This window comes from Bradyrhizobium sp. WBOS08 (assembly GCF_024585125.1).
GTDB lineage: Bacteria > Pseudomonadota > Alphaproteobacteria > Rhizobiales > Xanthobacteraceae > Bradyrhizobium > Bradyrhizobium japonicum_B.
The window spans coordinates 823,063-842,397 of the sequence record NZ_CP028988.1 but is presented as its reverse complement, the minus strand read 5'-3'; the positions used below and the strand labels follow the sequence as shown (position 1 = coordinate 842,397).

General features: G+C 65.0%; 18 protein-coding genes. 14 read left to right on the top strand and 4 right to left on the bottom strand.

Annotated elements, in window-relative coordinates:
* The first annotated feature begins 22 nt into the window (after window positions 1–22).
* The 7 genes from rplO to rplQ all read left to right on the top strand — a co-directional run bounded on the left by rplO (window position 23) and on the right by rplQ (window position 5,951).
* A complete protein-coding gene (rplO, locus tag DCM80_RS03910; protein WP_028137015.1) occupies window positions 23–508 on the top strand; it encodes a 50S ribosomal protein L15 in 486 nt (161 codons plus the stop codon).
* 151 nt (window positions 509–659) lie between these two features.
* Window positions 660–1,991 carry a preprotein translocase subunit SecY gene (gene secY / locus DCM80_RS03905; RefSeq protein WP_257195840.1) on the top strand — a complete coding sequence of 444 codons (1,332 nt, stop codon included), beginning with the start codon at window positions 660–662 and terminating at the stop codon, window positions 1,989–1,991.
* A gap of 266 nt (window positions 1,992–2,257) precedes the next feature.
* Complete coding sequence (locus DCM80_RS03900) at window positions 2,258–3,160, top strand: adenylate kinase (protein WP_257195839.1); 903 nt, start codon at window positions 2,258–2,260, stop codon at window positions 3,158–3,160.
* A gap of 185 nt (window positions 3,161–3,345) precedes the next feature.
* Complete coding sequence (gene rpsM / locus DCM80_RS03895) at window positions 3,346–3,714, top strand: 30S ribosomal protein S13 (protein ID WP_008549231.1); 369 nt, start codon at window positions 3,346–3,348, stop codon at window positions 3,712–3,714.
* A gap of 123 nt (window positions 3,715–3,837) precedes the next feature.
* Window positions 3,838–4,227, top strand: coding sequence for a 30S ribosomal protein S11 (gene rpsK, locus DCM80_RS03890; protein WP_007603045.1), 390 nt, complete (start codon window positions 3,838–3,840; stop codon window positions 4,225–4,227).
* Between the two features lie 114 nt (window positions 4,228–4,341).
* Window positions 4,342–5,373: a DNA-directed RNA polymerase subunit alpha gene (locus DCM80_RS03885; RefSeq protein ID WP_049820165.1), complete on the top strand. Its 1,032-nt coding sequence runs from the start codon at window positions 4,342–4,344 to the stop codon at window positions 5,371–5,373.
* Window positions 5,374–5,534: 161 nt separating this feature from the next.
* Window positions 5,535–5,951 carry a 50S ribosomal protein L17 gene (gene rplQ / locus DCM80_RS03880; RefSeq protein ID WP_225128122.1) on the top strand — a complete coding sequence of 139 codons (417 nt, stop codon included), beginning with the start codon at window positions 5,535–5,537 and terminating at the stop codon, window positions 5,949–5,951.
* A gap of 82 nt (window positions 5,952–6,033) precedes the next feature.
* Here the strand turns inward: rplQ and DCM80_RS03875 are convergent, their stop codons facing one another.
* Window positions 6,034–7,011, bottom strand: coding sequence for a tripartite tricarboxylate transporter substrate binding protein (locus tag DCM80_RS03875; protein ID WP_257195838.1), 978 nt, complete (start codon window positions 7,009–7,011; stop codon window positions 6,034–6,036).
* 194 nt (window positions 7,012–7,205) lie between these two features.
* On the opposite strand from DCM80_RS03875, the gene DCM80_RS03870 reads away from it, so the two are divergent.
* Window positions 7,206–7,994: an SDR family NAD(P)-dependent oxidoreductase gene (locus DCM80_RS03870; protein WP_257195837.1), complete on the top strand. Its 789-nt coding sequence runs from the start codon at window positions 7,206–7,208 to the stop codon at window positions 7,992–7,994.
* A gap of 8 nt (window positions 7,995–8,002) precedes the next feature.
* Window positions 8,003–8,299 carry a DUF1330 domain-containing protein gene (locus DCM80_RS03865; RefSeq protein ID WP_257195836.1) on the top strand — a complete coding sequence of 99 codons (297 nt, stop codon included), beginning with the start codon at window positions 8,003–8,005 and terminating at the stop codon, window positions 8,297–8,299.
* A 595-nt stretch (window positions 8,300–8,894) separates the two neighbouring features.
* Here DCM80_RS03865 and ctrA read toward each other — a convergent pair.
* A complete protein-coding gene (ctrA, locus tag DCM80_RS03860; RefSeq protein ID WP_016848562.1) occupies window positions 8,895–9,596 on the bottom strand; it encodes a response regulator transcription factor CtrA in 702 nt (233 codons plus the stop codon).
* A 469-nt stretch (window positions 9,597–10,065) separates the two neighbouring features.
* Between ctrA and fliI the strand changes: the two genes are divergently transcribed.
* From fliI to DCM80_RS03835, 5 genes are all read left to right on the top strand, one after another.
* Window positions 10,066–11,391, top strand: a complete 1,326-nt coding sequence (gene fliI, locus DCM80_RS03855; RefSeq protein ID WP_257195835.1) for a flagellar protein export ATPase FliI — start codon at window positions 10,066–10,068, stop codon at window positions 11,389–11,391.
* A 121-nt stretch (window positions 11,392–11,512) separates the two neighbouring features.
* Complete coding sequence (gene fliJ / locus DCM80_RS03850; protein ID WP_011084990.1) at window positions 11,513–11,932, top strand: flagellar export protein FliJ; 420 nt, start codon at window positions 11,513–11,515, stop codon at window positions 11,930–11,932.
* Window positions 11,933–12,249: 317 nt separating this feature from the next.
* A complete protein-coding gene (locus tag DCM80_RS03845) occupies window positions 12,250–12,795 on the top strand; it encodes a sigma-70 family RNA polymerase sigma factor (protein WP_257178130.1) in 546 nt (181 codons plus the stop codon).
* A gap of 182 nt (window positions 12,796–12,977) precedes the next feature.
* The gene (locus tag DCM80_RS03840) at window positions 12,978–14,036 is read left to right on the top strand and encodes an anti-sigma factor domain-containing protein (RefSeq protein WP_257197864.1); all 1,059 of its coding nucleotides are present in this window, start codon (window positions 12,978–12,980) and stop codon (window positions 14,034–14,036) included.
* Between the two features lie 235 nt (window positions 14,037–14,271).
* A complete protein-coding gene (locus tag DCM80_RS03835) occupies window positions 14,272–15,231 on the top strand; it encodes an AraC family transcriptional regulator (protein ID WP_257195834.1) in 960 nt (319 codons plus the stop codon).
* 1,398 nt (window positions 15,232–16,629) lie between these two features.
* On the opposite strand, the gene DCM80_RS03830 is transcribed toward DCM80_RS03835, so the two are convergent.
* On the bottom strand, window positions 16,630–16,833 hold the full coding sequence (locus DCM80_RS03830; protein WP_024341740.1) for a hypothetical protein: 204 nt from the start codon (window positions 16,831–16,833) through the stop codon (window positions 16,630–16,632).
* A gap of 293 nt (window positions 16,834–17,126) precedes the next feature.
* Entirely contained in the window at window positions 17,127–19,268 is a 2,142-nt protein-coding gene (flhA, locus tag DCM80_RS03825) for a flagellar biosynthesis protein FlhA (RefSeq protein WP_257195833.1), read from the bottom strand.
* Window positions 19,269–19,335: the final 67 nt, after the last annotated feature.

The following is a 19,335-nucleotide window of genomic DNA, read 5'->3' as shown; positions in this document are numbered from 1 at the left end:
GCAAGACACAAGGAGAAGGGCGATGAAGCTCAGCGATATCGCCGACAACGCCGGCTCGCGCAAGAAGCGTATGCGCGTCGGCCGCGGCATCGGTTCGGGCAAGGGCAAGCAGTCCGGCCGCGGCGGCAAGGGCCAGACCGCGCGTTCCGGCGTGCGCATCAAGGGTTTCGAAGGCGGCCAGATGCCGATGCATCGCCGTCTGCCCAAGCGCGGCTTCAACAACATCTTCCGCGTCGAGTTCGCCGAGATCAATCTCGACCGGCTCCAGGAAGCGGTCGATGCCAAGAAGATCGACGCCGGTAGCGTCGTAAACGTCGAGGCCCTGGTGAAGGGCGGCGTGCTGCGCCGCGCCAAGGGCGGCCTGCGGCTGCTCGGCCGTGGCGAGCTCAAGTCCAAGCTCAACATCGAAGTCCACGGCGCCAGCAAGACCGCGATCGAAGCGGTCGAGAAGGCCGGCGGATCGGTGAAGATTCTCGCCCCTGCCAAGGAAGAAGGCGAGGCGGCGTAACAACTGCGTCATCGGCCCGCGGCGCGCGGGCCTTTACGCATGTGGGACGATGGACTTATCGAAGCCGAGCCCCAGATAATGTCCGGTGTCCGGTATAATGTAGCCCGGCCGCGGGCATGACGGCGCGATAGGCGGCGGGAGAAAGTCCAAGATGGCCTCTGCAGCGGAACAACTGGCAGCCAATCTCAATTTCAGTGCGTTCGCCAAGGCTGACGAACTGAAGAAGCGCATCTGGTTCACCCTGGGTGCGCTGCTCGTTTATCGGCTCGGGACTTACATTCCGCTGCCCGGCATCGACCCCAGTGCCTGGGAACAGGTGTTCCGCTCGCAGGCCGGCGGCATCCTCGGCATGTTCAACATGTTCGCGGGCGGTGGCATCAACCGCATGGCGATCTTCGCGCTGAACATCATGCCGTATATCTCGGCCTCGATCATCATCCAGCTCCTCACCACCGTCTCGCCGCAGCTCGAGGCGCTGAAGAAGGAAGGCGAAGCCGGCCGCAAGACGCTGAATCAGTATACCCGCTATCTCACGGTGATTCTGGCCGCGTTCCAGTCCTACGGCATCGCGGTAGGACTTCAGGGCGCCGGCAATGTCGTCAGCGAGCCCGGATTGTTCTTCCTGCTCTCGACCTCTATCACGCTGACCGGCGGCACCATGTTCCTGATGTGGCTGGGCGAGCAGATCACCTCGCGCGGCATCGGCAACGGCATCTCGCTGATCATTCTCGCCGGCATCGTCGCCGAGCTGCCCGCCGCGCTCGCCAACATGCTCGAGCTCGGCCGTCAGGGCGCGATGTCGACCGGCCTGATTCTGGTCGTCATCATCATGGCCGTCGCCGTGATCGCCTTCATCGTCTTCATGGAGCGCGCGCAGCGCCGCCTCCTGATCCAGTATCCGAAGCGCCAGGTCGGCAACAAGATGTTCGAGGGCCAGTCCTCGCATCTACCGCTCAAGCTCAACACTTCCGGTGTGATCCCGCCGATCTTCGCGTCCTCACTGCTGCTGCTGCCGACGACGGTCGCGAATTTCAACGCGGGCAGTGGGCCGGAGTGGTTCCAGTGGATTACCACTCAGCTCGGCCACGGCCGTCCGCTGTTCCTGTTCATGTATCTGGCACTGATCGTGTTCTTCGCCTTCTTCTACACCGCGATCGTGTTCAACCCGACCGAGACCGCGGACAATCTGAAGAAGCACGGCGGCTTCATTCCGGGCATCCGGCCCGGCGAGCGCACCGCCGAATATATCGACTATGTGCTCTCGCGCATCACCGTGCTCGGCGCGATCTATCTGGCGATCGTCTGCCTGATTCCGGAGATCCTGATCTCGTACGCCTCGGTGCCGTTCTACTTTGGCGGCACCTCGCTGCTGATCGTCGTCAGCGTCACCATGGATACGGTGGCACAGGTGCAGGGCTATCTGCTGGCGCACCAGTATGAAGGCCTGATCCGCAAATCGAAGCTGCGCGGTCGCCGCCGCTAAAGGCGGCGTGCTCTGAAGGCGGCGCGAACCGCGCCGCCGATTCGCCGCGCAAGCAGCGCGCGGCCTCTGAGGCGACCGCTCGGTCGCTTCGGCAGGGCTGCTCTCACTGCTCTGCAATCACTGATTTCAAAGCCCTTCTTGGCGTCCACCCATCTGCTGCCCTATGGTAGGGTAGCGGTGCAGCGCCGATTGTGGTTTGCACTGTTCTCGATTTTTCAAACACGGGTGCGCGACGTATCGCTCACCAATCCGGGGGGCGTACGCCGATGAGAATTATACTTCTGGGACCGCCGGGGTCGGGCAAGGGGACGCAGGCGCAGCTGCTGGTGCAGCGCTACGGCATCGTCCAGCTCTCGACCGGCGATATGCTGCGTGCCGCGGTGGCGGCCGGAACGCCGGTCGGGTTGAAGGCCAAGGAGATCATGGCCAGCGGCGGCCTCGTGCCCGACGAGGTCGTCGTCGGAATCATCTCCGATCGCATCGACCAGCGGGACGCCAAGAACGGTTTCATCCTCGACGGCTTCCCGCGCACCGTGCCGCAGGCCGAGGCGCTGGACCAGTTGCTCAAGGACAAGCGTCTCAAGCTCGACGCCGTGATCGAGCTCCGTGTCAACGAGAGCGCGCTGCTGCACCGGGTCGAGACCCGCGTCGCCCAGATGCGGGAGCGCGGCGAGGAGGTCCGTCTCGACGACACGCCGGAGGTCCTGACCAAGCGGTTAGCCAGCTACCGCAGCCAGACGGAACCGCTGATTCACTACTATTCCGAGCGTCGGAAGCTCTCCACCATCGACGGCATGATGGCCATCGACGAGGTCACCCGCGCCATCGATCGCCAGCTCCAGGCACTGGGCGCGGCTGACGCCAAGATGCAGACCAAGGAAGCCACCAAGGCCAAGACCAAGGCAAAGACCAGGAGCGCGGCCAAGGCCGCCCCGGCCAAGAAGGCCAAGGCGGCGAAGAAATCGGCCAAAAAGGCGGTGAAAGCAGGCAAAAAGGCCGCCAAACCGGCCAAATCCGCCAAAAAGGCGGCCAAGAAGGCCGTCAAGGGTCGCAAGACGGCGGCCAGGAAGACCGTCAAGAAAGCGGTGAAAAAGGCCGCCAAGAAGGCGGTCAAGAAGGGTGCCAGGAAGGCTGCAAAAAAGGTCACGAAAAAGCGAGCCAAGCGCTAGCAGCGGTTGACGAAAGCCCCCGGAATCCCCTAATAAGCCCCGCATCCAAGTCGGATAGTTTCAGACGATGCCGGGCCCCAGGAAGACCGGGGGAGGGCGTCGTGTTCGCGTTTGTGAACACCTGCCCGAGAACACAAGCACTTAAAGCCCGATCCTGACGAGGATCGGCAACAGGAGAGAAGGCCGTGGCCCGTATTGCCGGCGTGAACATTCCCACCAACAAGCGCGTGCTGATCGCGCTCCAGTACATCCATGGTATCGGTCAGAAGATCGCCGGTGAGATCCTGGAGAAGGTGAAGATCCCCGTGGATCGTCGCGTCAATCAGCTCAGCGATGCTGAAGTGCTCCAGATCCGCGAAGTGATCGACCGCGACTATCTGGTCGAGGGCGACCTGCGCCGCGAGGTCGGTATCAACATCAAGCGTCTGATGGACCTCGGCTGCTATCGCGGTCTGCGTCATCGTCGCGGTCTGCCGGTGCGCGGCCAGCGCACCCACACCAATGCGCGCACGCGCAAGGGTCCGGCGAAAGCCATCGCCGGCAAGAAGAAGTAAGTTTTCGAATCCAATCGCGGCGTGCGGCGAACCGGGGATGAGCCGGTCGCCGCGCGCCTTTCGTTCCACAGGTGTAGCCGCTGGCATTACGGCGGCGTTTGAGATCTTCAGGAAAGGGACTCAATGGGCAAGGAAGCCACCCGCGTTCGTCGTCGTGAGCGCAAGAACATCGCCTCCGGCGTCGCGCATGTGAACTCGTCGTTCAACAACACGACCATCACCATCACCGACGCGCAGGGCAACACGATTGCCTGGTCCTCCGCCGGCACGATGGGCTTCAAGGGCTCGCGCAAGTCGACCCCGTACGCCGCGCAAGTTGCCGCCGAGGACGTGTCAAAGAAGGCGCAGGAGCACGGCATGCGCACGCTGGAAGTCGAAGTCGCCGGTCCCGGTTCGGGTCGCGAATCGGCGCTCCGCGCGCTTCAGGCCGCCGGCTTCACCGTCACCTCGATCCGCGACGTGACCACGATCCCGCACAACGGTTGCCGTCCGCGCAAGCGTCGTCGCGTTTGATTTTTACGAGTTGCGGGCGCATCGGCGCCCGCAACGACTTTGCAAGAAGCCGCGGGTGCGACCTGCGGCCTTTCTCCAACGCCAGTGTCTGCAATGGCAGTTCGACTGGCCTGTATGGGTGAAACAGTGACGATCCAGAAAAATTGGCAAGAACTGATTCGGCCGAACAAGCTCCAGGTTACGCCCGGCAGCGATTCCTCGCGTTTCGCGACGATCGTCGCCGAGCCGCTCGAGCGTGGCTTCGGCCAGACGCTCGGCAATGCGCTGCGCCGCATCCTGCTCTCCTCGCTCCAGGGCGCGGCGGTGCAGTCGGTGCACATCGACGGCGTGCTGCACGAGTTCTCCTCGATCGCGGGCGTCCGTGAGGACGTCACCGATATCGTGCTCAACATCAAGGACATCTCGATCAAGATGCAGGGCGAAGGCCCCAAGCGCATGGTCGTGAAGAAGCAGGGCCCGGGCGTCGTCACCGCCGGCGACATCCAGACCGTCGGCGACGTCGTCGTGCTCAACCCGGACCTGCAGATCTGCACCCTCGACGAGGGCGCCGAGATCCGCATGGAGTTCACGGTCGCCACCGGCAAGGGCTACGTGCCCGCCGAGCGCAACCGTCCCGAGGATGCGCCGATCGGCCTGATCCCGGTCGACAGCCTGTACTCGCCGGTCCGCAAGGTCTCCTACAAGGTCGAGAACACCCGCGAGGGCCAGATCCTCGACTACGACAAGCTGACCATGACGATCGAGACCAACGGCGCGATCTCGCCGGATGACTCGGTGGCTTACGCCGCCCGCATCCTGCAGGATCAGCTCAACGTGTTCGTCAACTTCGAAGAGCCGCGCAAGGAAGTCGCCCAGGAGATCATCCCGGACCTCGCTTTCAACCCGGCCTTCCTCAAGAAGGTGGACGAGCTCGAGCTGTCGGTGCGTTCGGCCAACTGCCTGAAGAACGACAACATCGTCTATATCGGCGACCTCGTGCAGAAGAGCGAAGCGGAAATGCTCCGCACCCCGAACTTCGGCCGCAAGTCGCTGAACGAGATCAAGGAAGTGCTGGCCCAGATGGGTCTGCATCTCGGCATGGAAGTGCCGGGCTGGCCGCCGGAGAACATCGACGAGCTCGCCAAGCGCTTCGAGGATCATTACTGATTTTGTCGTTCCGGGGCGATGCGCGAGCATCGAACCCGGAACCTCGAGATTCTGGGTTCGGCTCTGCGAGCCACCCCGGAATGACTCACAGGGCGAACGCAGGAAGCCCACCTGAAACCAGTCGCTGAACCACCGCGACACAATCGAGAAGGACTACTCACATGCGTCACGGCAAGGTTCATCGGAAGCTCAACCGCACGGCCGAGCATCGCAAGGCGATGTTCGCCAACATGGCGGCCGCGCTGATCAAGCACGAGCAGATCGTCACCACCCTGCCGAAGGCCAAGGAGCTCCGTCCGATCGTCGAGAAGCTCGTCACCCTCGGCAAGAAGGGCGGCCTCTCGCTGCGCCGCCAGGCGATCTCGGAGCTGCGCGACGTCGACATGGTCAAGAAGCTCTTCGACACGCTGGCGACCCGCTACAAGGACCGCCAGGGCGGCTACACCCGCATCATCAAGGCCGGCTTCCGCTACGGCGACAACGCCGCGATGGCCGTGATCGAGTTCGTCGACCGCGACGTCGATGCCAAGGGCCAGGATTCCGGCCCCGTGCTGGAAAAGGAAGCCGAGGCGGCGTAAGCCACTCAGCGGATACGGATTGAAAACGGCGCCCTCGGGCGCCGTTTTTGCGTCTGGGACCTGCGCCGATGCGCGGGACTGACTATTCCTCCTTGATCCCCGCCTTTTGCGCGATGTCCTTCATGTCGGCGGTCTCCTTGCCGATCGCTCCCGCCCAATCGCTGTAGCGCGCGAAGCCGGGCTCGAAGCCGACCTTGGCGAAGCGCTCGGCCACGGAAGGATTCTTGATCGTCTCCTCCAGCGTTGCCGAGAGCTTGTCGTGAACGGCCGGCGGCAGGCCCTTGGGAGCGACCACGGCGCCCCATGAGGCGAAGTCGATGTTGCCATAGCCGAGTTCGGCGAGTGTCGGCACGTCAGGCAGGAACGGCGTGCGCTTGGCCGAGAACGCGGCGAGCACCTTGACGGTGCCCGCCTCGATCTGCGGCTTGACCGCGATCACCGTGTCGACGTGGTACTGGATGTGCTTGCCGATGAGGTCGTTCATAGCCGGCGCGCTGCCCTTGTAGGGCAGGTGGACCATCTTGATCCCGGCCGCCGATTTGAACAATTCGCCGGCAAAGTGCGAGACGGTCGCGACGCCGAAGGATGCCAGCGAGAGCTTGTCGGGATTGGCCTTGGCTTCAGCGACGAGCGCAGCCACGTCCTTGACCGGATTGTCCTTGTAGGTGACCAGCACCAGCGTGATCTTGCCGACCTGGCCGAGCGGCTCGAAATCCTTGGCCGCGTCGTAAGGCACGGTTTCCTTGACGGCTGCCGGCAGCGTGAAGCTCGAGTTCGAGCTGAAGAACACGGTGTATCCGTCCGGCGCCGCTCGCGCGACTTCCTTGGCCGCAATCGTGGTGCCGCCGCCGGGGCGGTTGATGATGATCACGGGCTTGCCGAGCCGCGTCTCCAACTCGCCGCCGATGATGCGCGCCACCACGTCGGAGGCGCCGCCGGGCGGGAAGGGGACGACCAATTGCAGGGCCTTGTCCGGGTAGACCGCTTGCGCTGGCGCGAGCGAATTGCTGCCCATCAGGCCGAGCAACCCGAGCGTAACAGTGAGGGCGGTTCTCTTCATTGCTTCGTCCTTCCGTGTTCGCATGAGCGAGGATGCTCGGGTCTGGGTTAGCAATAATCATTCCACCTGCGGTCGAGCCGGGGCGCCCCATTGCTGCCGGAACGGCGCCGAGCGCCTCACTGATTGGTGAGCTCCGATTGCGGGCCGGTGTACCGCGTCCGATATCCACGTCATCGATCTGATGGAGATATTACATGAACATCGACCTTTCCGGAAAAACCGCCCTGGTGACCGGCTCGACCGCCGGCATCGGCCATGCCATCGCCAAAGGCTTGGCGGCCTCCGGCGCCAGCGTCGTGATCAACGGCCGCGGCCAGGACAAGGTCGATGCGGCCGTGCGCAAGCTGGAAGGGACGGGCGCCAGGGTCCGCGGCGTCGCCGCCGACGTCTCGACCGCCGCGGGCTGCAAGGCGCTCGTGGCGGCGCTGCCGGACGTCGACATCCTCGTCAACAATGCCGGCATCTTCGAGCCCAAGGACTTCTTCGACATTCCCGATGAGGACTGGAGCCGCTTCTTCGAGGTCAACGTCATGAGCGGCGTGCGGCTGTCGCGGGCCTACATGAAGGGCATGCTCCAGCGCAATTGGGGCCGTATCGTCTTCATCTCCTCGGAGTCCGGCCTCAACATTCCCGTCGAGATGATCCATTACGGCATGACCAAGACGGCGCAGCTCTCGGTCGCCCGCGGCCTGGCGCAGCTCACCCGCGGCACCGGTGTCACCGTCAACTCCGTGCTGCCGGGCCCGACCATGTCGGAGGGCGTCGAGACTTTCGTGAAGGATCTCGCCAGGCAGAACGGCCAGTCGGTAGACGAGGCCGCCGCCAATTTCGTCAAGCAGCATCGCCCGAGCTCGCTGCTCCAGCGCTTTGCTGGCGTCGACGAGATCGCCAACATGGTGGTCTACGTCGCCTCGAAGCAGGCATCCGCCACCAACGGCGCGGCGCTGCGCGCAGAAGGCGGTATCGTCAATACGATTGCCTGAGGCCGCGCATGACAGCCTATGTGATCTCCGAAGTCGAGATGTGCGACGCGGGCGGATTCGAAGCCTATCGCACGCTCGCCGCGAAGACGATCGCGCAGTACGGCGGACGTTATCTCGCCCGTGGCGGCAAGGCCGAGCTTGCCGAAGGCAACCTCCCGGCGAAGGCGATCGTCATCGTCGAATTTCCGTCGATGGCGAGGCTGAAGGCATGGTACGCCTCGCCGGAATATGCCGAGGTGCTCAAGTTGCGGCAGACGGCGCTGGAACGCCGGCTGCTGTTCGTCGAGGGTGTGCCGGAAGCGTAGCCGCCGTAGGACCTCCTACCCGTGGTCAAGGGGAGATCGCCCTTGAGCGATATGGTAGCGCCGTGCTCGATGCAGTCCAGGACGCGTTGCGCCGGCGTTGCCGGTGCCTTCGGCATCCTGGACAGCATCTGCCGGGCAACCAGGCGCACCAGAGGATCAAGCAGCCACACTGTCTCCCGGCGGCGCTCCGCAGCCAACGATACCGTGTTCATGGTCCGTGTGCAGTGCCGGTTTTGGCGCTGGCGGCTCAGGATGAGGCTAAGCAGCATCGGTGCTCGTTGAGACTGGTGCCGCGCACCTGGTCCTCATCCTGAGGGCCCGCCAACGGCGGGCGTCTCGAAGGATGGCCACGGGCGAGATCGCTCCCATATGCGATAGCCCTGCGCTTGCGGGGGAGGTCGGCGCGGAGCGCCGGGTGGGGGCTCTCTCCACACAGGGATTGTCCCGATGTGGAGAAACCCTCTCCCCGACCCTCTCCCGCAAGCAAGCGGGAGAGGGAGAAATCCCGTCCCCCAAAAACAAAACCCCGCCATTTGCGGCGGGGTCCAGGCTGGGAGGAGCGAGCCCGAGGGCTCGCGACGTAACCCTATAGAGGTCAGGCGGGGATGCGTTCGTCGGCCTCGTGCGGCTCGCGCAGCACGTAGCCGCGGCCCCACACGGTCTCGATGAAGTTGCGGCCCTCGGAGGCGTTGGCCAGCTTCTTGCGGAGCTTGCAGATGAAGACGTCGATGATCTTCAGCTCCGGCTCGTCCATGCCGCCATAGAGGTGGTTGAGGAACATTTCCTTGGTGAGGGTGGTGCCCTTGCGGAGCGAGAGCAGCTCCAGCATCTGGTATTCCTTGCCGGTCAGATGCACGCGCTGGCCGCCGACTTCCACCGTCTTGGTGTCGAGGTTGACGACGAGGTCGCCGGTCTGGATGACCGACTGGGCATGGCCCTTGGAGCGGCGCACGATCGCGTGGATGCGGGCCACCAGCTCGTCCTTGTGGAAGGGCTTGGTCATGTAGTCGTCGGCGCCGACGCCGAGACCCTTGACCTTGTCCTCGATGCCGGCGAGGCCGGAGAGGATCAGAATCGGTGTCTTGATCTTGGAGACCCGGAGCTGCTTGAGCACGTCGTATCCGGACATGTCGGGCAGGTTGAGGTCGAGAAGGATAATGTCGTAATCGTATAATTTACCGAGATCGACGCCTTCTTCCCCCAAATCGGTCGTGTAGACGTTGAAGCTCTCCGACTTCAACATCAGCTCGATCGACTGCGCGACGGCGCTGTCATCTTCAATCAGCAAAACGCGCATGCCAGTTCCCCATAGTCGCCGCTCCTGGGCGTCAGGTCGGCCGCATTCGCGGCACTCAACAAAACGCCTTTGAACAACTGATTCGGATCCTGACAACAGATGGTTAACAAATCCTGATTCTGGAACGCAAGTCCCTCGGGTGCAATTTTTGTCGAATCGCCCTAAGGTCTTGCGGTGAAGCAGCTTTCGTCACCCAGCTCCGTTCAAGTTCCACTTTAAGAGACGGGCCTAACCGACTCCCGCGACTCAGCCTTCTTCTGAAGGGGAGCCACGCTCAGTCACAAAGACAGTGACGCAATGATTAATGATGCGGGTAAACACGAAGTTAAGCGGCGTTCAGAAATATGGCGAAACTTAAGGTTTCCTCCGTGAAGTCCCGGGGATCGCTGCGGCGGCCGGGAATTCGCGAAGGCGACCCATTACATGAAGGCCCTCATATTGAACGCGCGCTCCTGATGAAGGCTTCCCGATGAAGGCTCTTGCCGAACAGATCGGCGACATCGACGGCATCAATATTTACGGCCGCGTGGTCGGCGTCCGCGGCCTGATGGTCGAGGTGGCCGGTCCCATTCACGCCATGTCGGTCGGCGCGCGGCTGGTGATCGAGACCGGCGCCAACCGTTCGATTCCTTGCGAGGTGATCGGCTTCTCCGGCAACAATGCCGTCGTGATGCCGTTCGCCGGCCTCGACGGCGTGCGCCGCGGCTGCAAGGCTGTCATCGCCAACGCCGCCAATCTGGTGCGGCCCTCGTCGGCCTGGCTCGGCCGCGTCGTCAACGCGCTGGGCGAGCCGATCGACGGCAAGGGACCGCTGCCGCAAGGCGCCTCGCCGATGCCGTTCCGCAATACGCCGCCGCCGGCGCATTCGCGCAAGCGCGTCGGCAACCCGCTCGATCTCGGCGTGCGCGCGATGAACACGTTCCTCACCTGCTGCCGCGGCCAGCGCATGGGCATCTTCGCCGGCTCCGGCGTCGGTAAGTCGGTGCTGCTGTCGATGCTCGCGCGCAACGTCGACGCCGATGTCAGCGTCATCGGGCTGATCGGCGAACGCGGCCGCGAGGTGCAGGAGTTCCTGCAGGACGACCTCGGCGAGGAGGGCCTGGCGCGCTCCGTCGTGGTGGTCGCGACCTCCGACGAGCCGGCGCTGATGCGACGCCAGGCGGCGTATCTGACGCTCGCGGTCGCCGAATATTTTCGCGACGAGAGCAAGGACGTGCTGTGCCTGATGGACTCGGTGACGCGCTTTGCCATGGCCCAGCGCGAGATCGGCCTGTCCGCCGGCGAGCCGCCGACGGCCAAGGGCTATACGCCGACCGTTTTCACCGAGTTGCCGAAGCTTCTGGAGCGCGCCGGCCCGGGCCTGGGGGAGGGCGCCATCACCGCGATCTTCACGGTGCTGGTGGACGGCGACGATCACAACGAGCCGATCGCGGACGCCGTGCGCGGCATTCTCGACGGACACATCGTGATGCAGCGCTCGATCGCCGAGCGCGGCCGCTACCCCGCGATCAACATCCTCAAATCCGTCTCCCGCACCATGCCGAAATCGGCCGATCCGCAATTCTGGCCCGTCATCCAGAAGGCGCGCCAGGTGATGGCGACCTATGCCGACATGGAGGAATTGATCCGGCTCGGCGCCTACCGGGCCGGCTCCAGCCCCGAGGTCGACGAGGCAATCCGCCTGCACGAGCCGCTGGAGGCCTTCCTGCGCCAGCGCAAGGACGAAAATGCGTCACTGGCAGACGGCTACCGCCAGTTGGCTCACATCCTCGGTAATTTGGAAACGGAACGCTAACTTTGTCCGGTCATCATCCGATCCCACAGAGTAGCAGAGCCGGTCTGGGCCTCCATCGGGCCCGTGGGGTGACCGGTATCGTCCCACGTGCAGCGGGGGGACTTCTGGGGAGTACGAGTCGATGAAGTCACGAGATACCCTCATTCGCCTGAAGAAGTTTCAGGTCGACGAGAAGCGCCGCCGGGTCACCCAGATCGAGACCATGATCGCCGATTTCCAGCGGATGTCGGTCGATCTCGAACGCGAGATCCAGACCGAGCAGGAGCGCGCCGGGATCAACGATCCCTCGCACTTCGCCTACCCGACCTACGCCAAGGCCGCGATCCAGCGCCGCGAGAACCTGACCCGCTCCGCCGACGAGCTCAAGGGCCAGCTCGACGAAGCCAAGGCCGCGCTGGCCGAGGCCTTCGAGGAGTTGAAGAAGGTCGAGCTGCTCGACGAGCGCGACCAGGCCCGCGAGCGCGCCGAAGAGAATGCCCGCGAGCAGGCCGACCTCGACAGCATCGGCCTGATGCGCGCCCGGATCGGCGCCGTCGCCTGACGGCCGACAAGCAAGGCTACCAAGAAATCCGCAGAACCCGGACCCGCAAGGTCCGGGTTTTCGCATGTGCTGTCCACAGCGTGGCGCCGCGCCCCTTGGTGGTCGGCTTGGCCGCGCGCTATGGTGGTGGGGATGAATGCTGTGCCAGCGACGGCGGTGCCCACCTCCCCCTTGGGAGAGGTCGGCGCGGAGCGCCGGGTGAGGGGTGACGGTCCCCCGTTAGCCCTGCGCCCCCTCACCCGATCTGCTGCGCAAATCAACCTCTCCCCATCGGGGAGAGGTGACGGCAAGCGGCGGACCGTGTGTCAGGGGGCTGAATGCTGACGCCAGCAGAACTGGTCGGGTTGATCGAGGCGGTGGCGAAGGGCGATCAGGCCGCGTTCGAGCGCCTCTACGCCGCCACGCGCGCGAAACTCTATGGCGTCGTGCTCCGTATCTTGCGCCGGCAGGATCTCGCAGAGGAGGTCATTCAGGAGACCTACGTCAAGATCTGGAACGGCGCCGGCCGGTTCAATCCGGCGCTGTCGTCGCCGATCACGTGGATGGCCTCGATTGCGCGCAACGGCGCGATCGACGTCGTCCGCAAGAAGTCGGAGACCTCCATCGAGGAAGAGCCTCAGGCGATGGAGGTTGCGGCCGACAGTCCCGACCCGCTGGCGCGCCGGGAGATGACCGAAGAGCTGAAGCGGCTCTTGGAATGCATCGGCCGGCTCGAGCCGGACCGTCAGCGGCTCGTGCTTCTCGCCTATTACAACGGCTGGAGCCGCGAGCAATTGGCGGAGAAGTTCGCAGCCCCCGTCAACACGGTGAAGACGTGGCTCCGGCGCAGCATGTTGGATATCCGGGAGTGCCTCGGACTATAGAGGATGATGAGAGTGGCACGAACCAGAGCGGCAACGACGATCCACCTCTCCCCGTCGGGGAGAGGTCGGCGCGTAGCGCCGGGTGAGGGGCCGCAGCTTTCATGTGGGAGCGTAACCCCTCACCCGGACCGCATCTTGCGATGCGATCCGACCTCTCCCTTCGGGAGAGGTGAGGGAACGTGATGGCCTATACCGAGGACCATATCGCGCTCGCCGCGGAATATGCGCTCGGCACGCTCGATGCCGACGAGCGCGCGCAGGTCGAGACCATGATGGCGGTGGACGAGGCGTTCGCCGCGGTCGTGCAGGCCTGGTCCTTCCGGCTCGGCGGTCTCAACCAGATGGTCGGCTCGATCGAGCCGCGGCCGATCGTGTGGGAGAACATCAGGGCCGAGATCGCGCGCACGGCGCAGGCGCAGCAGCCGCCCGCGCTTGCGGAAGCTTCGCCGCCACCTCCGCCTGCACCGGGGCTGCCCGCTGCGGAGGCAGCAGAGCCGGCGACGGAGGCTTCGCCGACACCGGCGGGGTCGCAGGCCGAGGCCGCGCCGCCGGACATGCCGCGACCGGAGCCGGATACGCTTCCCGACGTCGCGCCGCAATTCATCCCGCAGGTCCATGCCCCGGATCTAGCCGTCGCGCGCGCGCCGCAGGCGGCGGTCGTCGACGATGGCAACGTGATTCGCCTCGAGGGCCGCGTCAAACGCTGGCGCTCCATCGCATCCGTCGCCGGAGCGCTCGCGGCGGCGCTGCTCGTGACGCTGTCGCTCCAGATCTTCCTGCCCGACGCGCTGCCGAACGGCTTGCGTCCCGCTCCGCGCATCCAGACCGTGGAAGTGAAGGCGCCCGCCGCGCCGCTCGCCGCCTCCGCGCAATATGTCGCGCTGTTGCAGGGCCAGGCCGGCGGTCCCGCTTTCATTCTCACCGTCGACGGCGCGACGCGCAATTTCACGGTGCGCAAGGTCGGCGCGACGCCGGAGCCCGGCAAGAGCTTCGAGCTCTGGCTGATCTCCGACAAGCTGCCGCGCCCGCGCTCGCTCGGCGTGATCGGCGCCAGTGATTTCACCGCGCGTCCGCTGCTCGCCTCCTACGATGCCGAGATCGTCAACGCCGCGATCTACGCCGTCACCGTCGAGCAGGCCGGCGGCTCACCCGACGGCCGGCCGACCTCGGCCCCGGTGTTTTCCGGCAAGCTGATCGAGACCGTGCCGCCGTCCCAGCCGCAGGCGCCCGCGAAGAAATAGGTGCCGTAGCCCGGATGGAGCGCAAGCGTAATCCGGGGCCGCCGTCCCGCATTCCGCTTGCGCTCCGTGCGGGCTACAAGATCCCTGTCGCCAGCGTCCATCCCGCCGTCGCATCCCGACAAGCCCCCCTGAATCGGCCCCCGATTTGAACCTCGCCGCAATCCGTGGCGTCAAATTTCCGGAAATTGCAGTCGGCGCCGCCGATCGCGGAGCCGAAAGAGGGGCTAGAGATCAAATGGATGCAGCGAAAACGCCGGGCATCGTCGTTCACCAATATACGGGACTGCCGCAGGGTGCGGCGTTCGAGCATTGGCGCGAGCGGGCCGTCGGTCCCTGCGGCCTCGACATCGGACCGAGCCATGGTGACAGCATCGATTGCCGGCTCCAGGTCAGCGTGGTCGACAACATCACGCTCGTCATTCCCGAAGGCGCCTCCGCGCAATATTCCCGCACCCAGAGCCATCTCGCCGACGGCAGCGACGACCTCGTCCTGATCGCCGCCCATGCCGGCCGCGTCCGCGTCGGGCAGAACGGCCACACCGTCGAGCTTGCGCCCGCCCAGATGGTGCTCGTCGACATGAGCATCACCGGCACCGTCGGGCACACCATTGAGGACCGCTTCACCAGCATCCGCATGCCGCGCCGCGCGCTGCTCGACATCAATCCGCGCGCCGAGGGCAAGCTGTCGCAAGTGCTCTCCGACGGCGCCGTCGCCGAGACCATCTTCCGCTACCATGCGCTCGCCGCCAATCACGCGCCGCATCTCGACGCGGTGGGCCAGCGCCTGACCGCGCAGCACATGGTCGATCTCGTCGGCCTCCTGCTCGGCACCGATGCCGAGCACGCGAGTCTCGCGCGCGGCCGCGGCCACGCGGCGGCGCGGCTCGACCTGATGCGTGCCGACGTGATGGCCGCGCTCGGCCGCAACGATCTGTGCCTGTCCGAGGTCGCGACGCGCTCGGGGCTCAGCCCGCGTCAGGCGCAACGTCTGTTCGAGCAGGCCGGCACGACCTTCACCGAATTCGTGCTGGAGCAGCGTCTGCTGCAGGCACGCAAGCTGCTCGGCGATCCCCGCGCCAGGGCGCGCAAGATCAGCGACATCGCACATTCCTCGGGCTTCGCCGATCTGTCCTATTTCAATCGCGCCTTCCGCAAGCGCTTCGGCGCGACGCCGTCTGAACTGCGCGAGGCGTGAGCAAGACCGGTAGGGTGGATTAGCGAAGCGTAATCCACCGCTTCTTGCGCAAGTTGCCCAATCGGTGGGTTAGCGGCCGCCCCCGCTTGCGCGCGGTCGCCCGCTAACGCACCCGGCGCATCAACAGCTTGCGTTGCCTGACGGGCAAAACACACAAGCCCTCGGTCAACCCGCGCCGCCGAAAATATTCCTCTTTACCGAAATTCGGAAATGACGTATGTGTCGCGCAACCCGGCCCAAGGAAGAGGGGCGTATCGCGATCGTCACGAACGCGGGCCGGGCGGCGGTGGACGCCGATGGCATCGGCGCGAAGGGTCTTGCAGGGCGGGCAACCGTGAGCAAGGCCGTCGCGCACACGACCGGTGCGATCGGCGTACGGCAAAATCGTGTGGTCCTGGCGCCCGGGGTCTGTGCGCTAAGTGTTGCGGTGATGCGGCGGCCCGACCGGGCCTGCGCATCAGTGATCCGCAAGGCGACGGGGGCAATAGTGCAACGCTCCCCGGGGAGAGCACGACATAAGCCGTTCCAACCACTGCGCAGGGAAGGCCGGGATGTCCCGGTTGCCCTGTTCTCCGCTATGCAGCAGCACACGCAGTCTGCCCTTGGCATGGCGGTCCATGGGAGCCACCGGCTCCCGGCCTTCCCTGCGCCCTTTTCCAATTCAGAGGGCGAAGCGATCAAGCAAAGCTCGGGCAACATACGCCGCGAGGATGCGATCCCATGTTCAATCATTCACTGACGCTCTCGTGCCCCGGACGCAGCGCAGCACGAAGTGATGCGCTGCAGAGCCGGGGCCCATGCATCAGCGAATGTGCGGCCTGCTGGGTCCCGGCTCTGCGCAGCAGCGCAAGAGCGCTGCAGCGCGTCCGGGACACGCAATTCATGCATTGCCGCTCCACACGCCGTCATTGCGAGCGCAGCGACTTGTCCGCCGAAGCTTTTGGCGAAGGCGGAAGCAATCCAGAATCTTTCCGCGGCGGCAGTCTGGATTGCTTCGCTGCGCTCGCAATGACGAGGATGAGAGAGCGGTGCATCAACTCACTCTCGTGCCCCGGACGCTGCGCAGCACGAAGTGATGCGCTGCAGAGCCGGGGCCCATGCAGCAGCGAGCGCGGGGCCTGCTGGGTCCCGGCTCTGCGCAGCAGCGCTTGCGCGTTGAGCGCGTCCGGGACACGCGATTCATGCATTGGCGTTCCCACACGCTCCGTCATGGGGTGCGCCTTGCCGAGCTTGAAGCGTAGGCAACCGGAAGCAATCGCGACCCCAGACATGAGAAAGCGCCCGTGGGGGGCGGGCGCTTTCTGTAGTCGACTTGGGGTTGGGGTCGTCTACATATCCACGTGGCGACTTTGGGGGGCTGATAAAGAGCCGCGTGAATTCAAAAAACTCGTGTTCTCCTTAGCGAACGAGCGAGGTGTTCGCGCTGGTGATGGTGACCGGCTTGCCGGCCTTCATGACGCGTGCGGTCTGGGTGAGGCCTTCGTCCGAGCTCGTCGCGCGCGCAGTAATGCCAAGCCCCGCAACGGCGATGCCGGCAACGAGGGCAACGACCACGATCTTCAAGTGGGTCGAGCGATCTGCGCTGTAAATCGAGTGGTTCATGGAAGGCTCCTGCCGCCATCTACCCGAAGTAGTCGCCTGCGTATTTGGGCAGGTTCATGCTTCCGGTGCCCAACAACCTAGTATTGGGGGGATTCGTTCCCAAGAGGCCATCACAAGAGCGTGACAGGACGTGAGAAATCGCGAGCGAAAGCGACCCCTGATCGTGTATTTTTGCAATTATTTCAAAGCTGTAATGTGGCGGTCAGGCGCCTTTTCGGGAGTTGGTCCACAAGGCGCCAGGAACTCAAAAACCATTTGCCTGTGCCGAAAAACACACGGCTTCTTAAGACAAATCAGACGCTTCCGACCGTTTTCAACCTCGCCCTGGGGTGGATTTCAGCCTGCGACAGCACGGTGGTCTGGGCCCGGAACCGCTCCACCAGGGACCGGACGAAGGGGCGAATGGCCGCAGAGGTGACCAGCACCGGCGCCTCGCCCTCGCGCGCGGCACGCTCGAAGGCTTCGCGCACCGCGGTCATGAATTCCGACAGCTTCGAGGGCTGCATCGCCAGGCTGCGTTCCTCGCCCTGGCCGATGATGGATTCGGCAAAGGCCTGCTCCCATTTCGCCGACAGCGCGATCAGCGGCAGATAGCCGGCGTAGGAGGTGTTCTGGGCGCAGATCTGCCGCGCCAGGCGCGCCCGGACATGCTCGACCATGGTCGCGGGATTGCGCGAGAAGGCCAGCGAGTCCGCGATGCCTTCGAGGATGGTGGAGAGGTCGCGGATCGAGATCCGCTCGGCGAGCAGCAATTGCAGCACGCGCTGGATGCCGGAGACCGTGACCTGTCCCGGCACGATGTCCTTGACCAGCTCGCTCTGCTCCTTGGGCAGCTCCTTGAGCAGCTTCTGCACCTCGCCATAGGAGAGCAGGTCCGACATATTGGCCTTGAGCAGCTCGGTGAGGTGGGTGGAGAGCACGGTGGCGGCGTCGACCACGGTGTAGCCCTTGAGCGAGGCCTCCTCCTTGAGGCTGGCATCGACCCAGGTCGCAGGCAGGCCGAAGGTCGGCTCGGTGGTGTGGATGCCGGGCACCTGCACCTGGCTGCCGCCGGGGTCCATGACCATGAACTGGTTCGGCCAGATCTTGCCGGTGCCGGCGTCGACCTCCTTGATCTTGATGATGTAGGTGTTGGCCTCGAGCTGGACGTTGTCGAGGATGCGGACCGCCGGCATCACGAAGCCCATCTCGATCGCGAGCGAGCGGCGCAGCGCCTTGATCTGCTCGGTGAGGCGGTCGGTGCCGTCGGGGCCGTTGACCAGCGGCAGCAGGGCATAGCCGAGCTCGATCTTGAGGTCGTCGATCTTGAGCGCGGCCGAGATCGGCTCCTCGGTCGCCGCGGCCCCCGGCGCACCCGGCGTTCCCGCAGCGGGCGCGGCTTGGGCGGCCGCTTCGGCCTTGGCCGTCACCCGGTTGCGGTTGCGGGCGTTCCAGGCCAGCGCACCGGCGCCGGCGCCGAGCGCGAGGAAGGGAAGGGTCGGAATGCCCGGCAGCGCCGCCAGCACCAGCATCACCGCCGAGGACATCGCCAGCGCCTGCGGATAGCCCGAGAACTGCTTCATCAGCGCCTTGTCGGCGGCGCCGGAGACGCCGGCCTTGGAGACGAGCAGGCCGGCCGCGGTCGAGACGATCAGCGCCGGCACCTGGGTGACGAGGCCGTCGCCGACGGTCAGGAGTGTGTAGGTGCGGCCGGCGTCGGCGAAGGACATGCCCTGCTGCGCCACGCCGATGATCATGCCGCCGACGACGTTGATGAAGACGACCAGGAGGCCGGCGATGGCATCGCCCCGGACGAACTTGGAGGCGCCGTCCATGGCGCCGAAGAAGCCGCTCTCGTCCTCCAGCTCCTTGCGGCGCTCCTTGGCGACCTTCTCGTCGATCAGGCCGGCTCCGAGGTCGGCGTCGATCGCCATCTGCTTGCCGGGCATGGCGTCGAGGTGGAAGCGCGCGGCGACTTCGGCGATACGGCCCGAACCCTTGGTGATGACGACGAAATTGACGATGATCAGGATGGCGAAGACGATGATGCCGATGACGAAATTGCCGCCCATCACGAAGTTGCCGAAGGCTTCGATGACGTGACCGGCGGCGGCCGTGCCCTCGTGCCCGTGCGACAGGATCAGGCGGGTCGAGGCCATGTTGAGCGACAGGCGCAGCATGGTCGAGATCAGAAGGACGGTCGGGAAGGACGAGAATTCCAGCGGCGTCTGGATGAACAGCGAGGTCATCAGGATCAGGATCGAGAGCGTGATCGAGATCGCCAGGAACACGTCCAGCACGATCGCAGGCAGCGGCAGGATCAGCACCACCAGGATGGTGAGAACGCCGAGCGCCAGCGCGATGTCGCCGCGCTTGAGGACGGTGACGATGTCGTTGAGGGAGGGGATCGAGGGCCTCGTGCTGCCTACGCCCTGTCCTGCGGTGACGTCGACCATGGTAGCTGCCTCCCCGCGCGACTGCCGTCCGCGCGCCCCAAACGTCTGCGCGGCGGCCGATGGGCCG

Bases quoted from the DNA above. Each gene is read 5' to 3' on its own strand.
- rplO (WP_028137015.1), top strand. From the start codon at position 23: ATGAAGCTCAGCGATATCGCCGACAACGCCGGCTCGCGCAAGAAGCGT.
- secY (WP_257195840.1), top strand. From the start codon at position 660: ATGGCCTCTGCAGCGGAACAACTGGCAGCCAATCTCAATTTCAGTGCG.
- DCM80_RS03900 (WP_257195839.1), top strand. From the start codon at position 2,258: ATGAGAATTATACTTCTGGGACCGCCGGGGTCGGGCAAGGGGACGCAG.
- rpsK (WP_007603045.1), top strand. From the start codon at position 3,838: ATGGGCAAGGAAGCCACCCGCGTTCGTCGTCGTGAGCGCAAGAACATC.
- DCM80_RS03885 (WP_049820165.1), top strand. From the start codon at position 4,342: ATGGGTGAAACAGTGACGATCCAGAAAAATTGGCAAGAACTGATTCGG.
- rplQ (WP_225128122.1), top strand. From the start codon at position 5,535: ATGCGTCACGGCAAGGTTCATCGGAAGCTCAACCGCACGGCCGAGCAT.
- DCM80_RS03875 (WP_257195838.1), bottom strand. From the start codon at position 7,011: ATGAAGAGAACCGCCCTCACTGTTACGCTCGGGTTGCTCGGCCTGATG.
- DCM80_RS03870 (WP_257195837.1), top strand. From the start codon at position 7,206: ATGAACATCGACCTTTCCGGAAAAACCGCCCTGGTGACCGGCTCGACC.
- DCM80_RS03865 (WP_257195836.1), top strand. From the start codon at position 8,003: ATGACAGCCTATGTGATCTCCGAAGTCGAGATGTGCGACGCGGGCGGA.
- ctrA (WP_016848562.1), bottom strand. From the start codon at position 9,596: ATGCGCGTTTTGCTGATTGAAGATGACAGCGCCGTCGCGCAGTCGATC.
- fliI (WP_257195835.1), top strand. From the start codon at position 10,066: ATGAAGGCTCTTGCCGAACAGATCGGCGACATCGACGGCATCAATATT.
- fliJ (WP_011084990.1), top strand. From the start codon at position 11,513: ATGAAGTCACGAGATACCCTCATTCGCCTGAAGAAGTTTCAGGTCGAC.
- DCM80_RS03845 (WP_257178130.1), top strand. From the start codon at position 12,250: ATGCTGACGCCAGCAGAACTGGTCGGGTTGATCGAGGCGGTGGCGAAG.
- DCM80_RS03840 (WP_257197864.1), top strand. From the start codon at position 12,978: ATGGCCTATACCGAGGACCATATCGCGCTCGCCGCGGAATATGCGCTC.
- DCM80_RS03835 (WP_257195834.1), top strand. From the start codon at position 14,272: ATGGATGCAGCGAAAACGCCGGGCATCGTCGTTCACCAATATACGGGA.
- DCM80_RS03830 (WP_024341740.1), bottom strand. From the start codon at position 16,833: ATGAACCACTCGATTTACAGCGCAGATCGCTCGACCCACTTGAAGATC.
- flhA (WP_257195833.1), bottom strand. From the start codon at position 19,268: ATGGTCGACGTCACCGCAGGACAGGGCGTAGGCAGCACGAGGCCCTCG.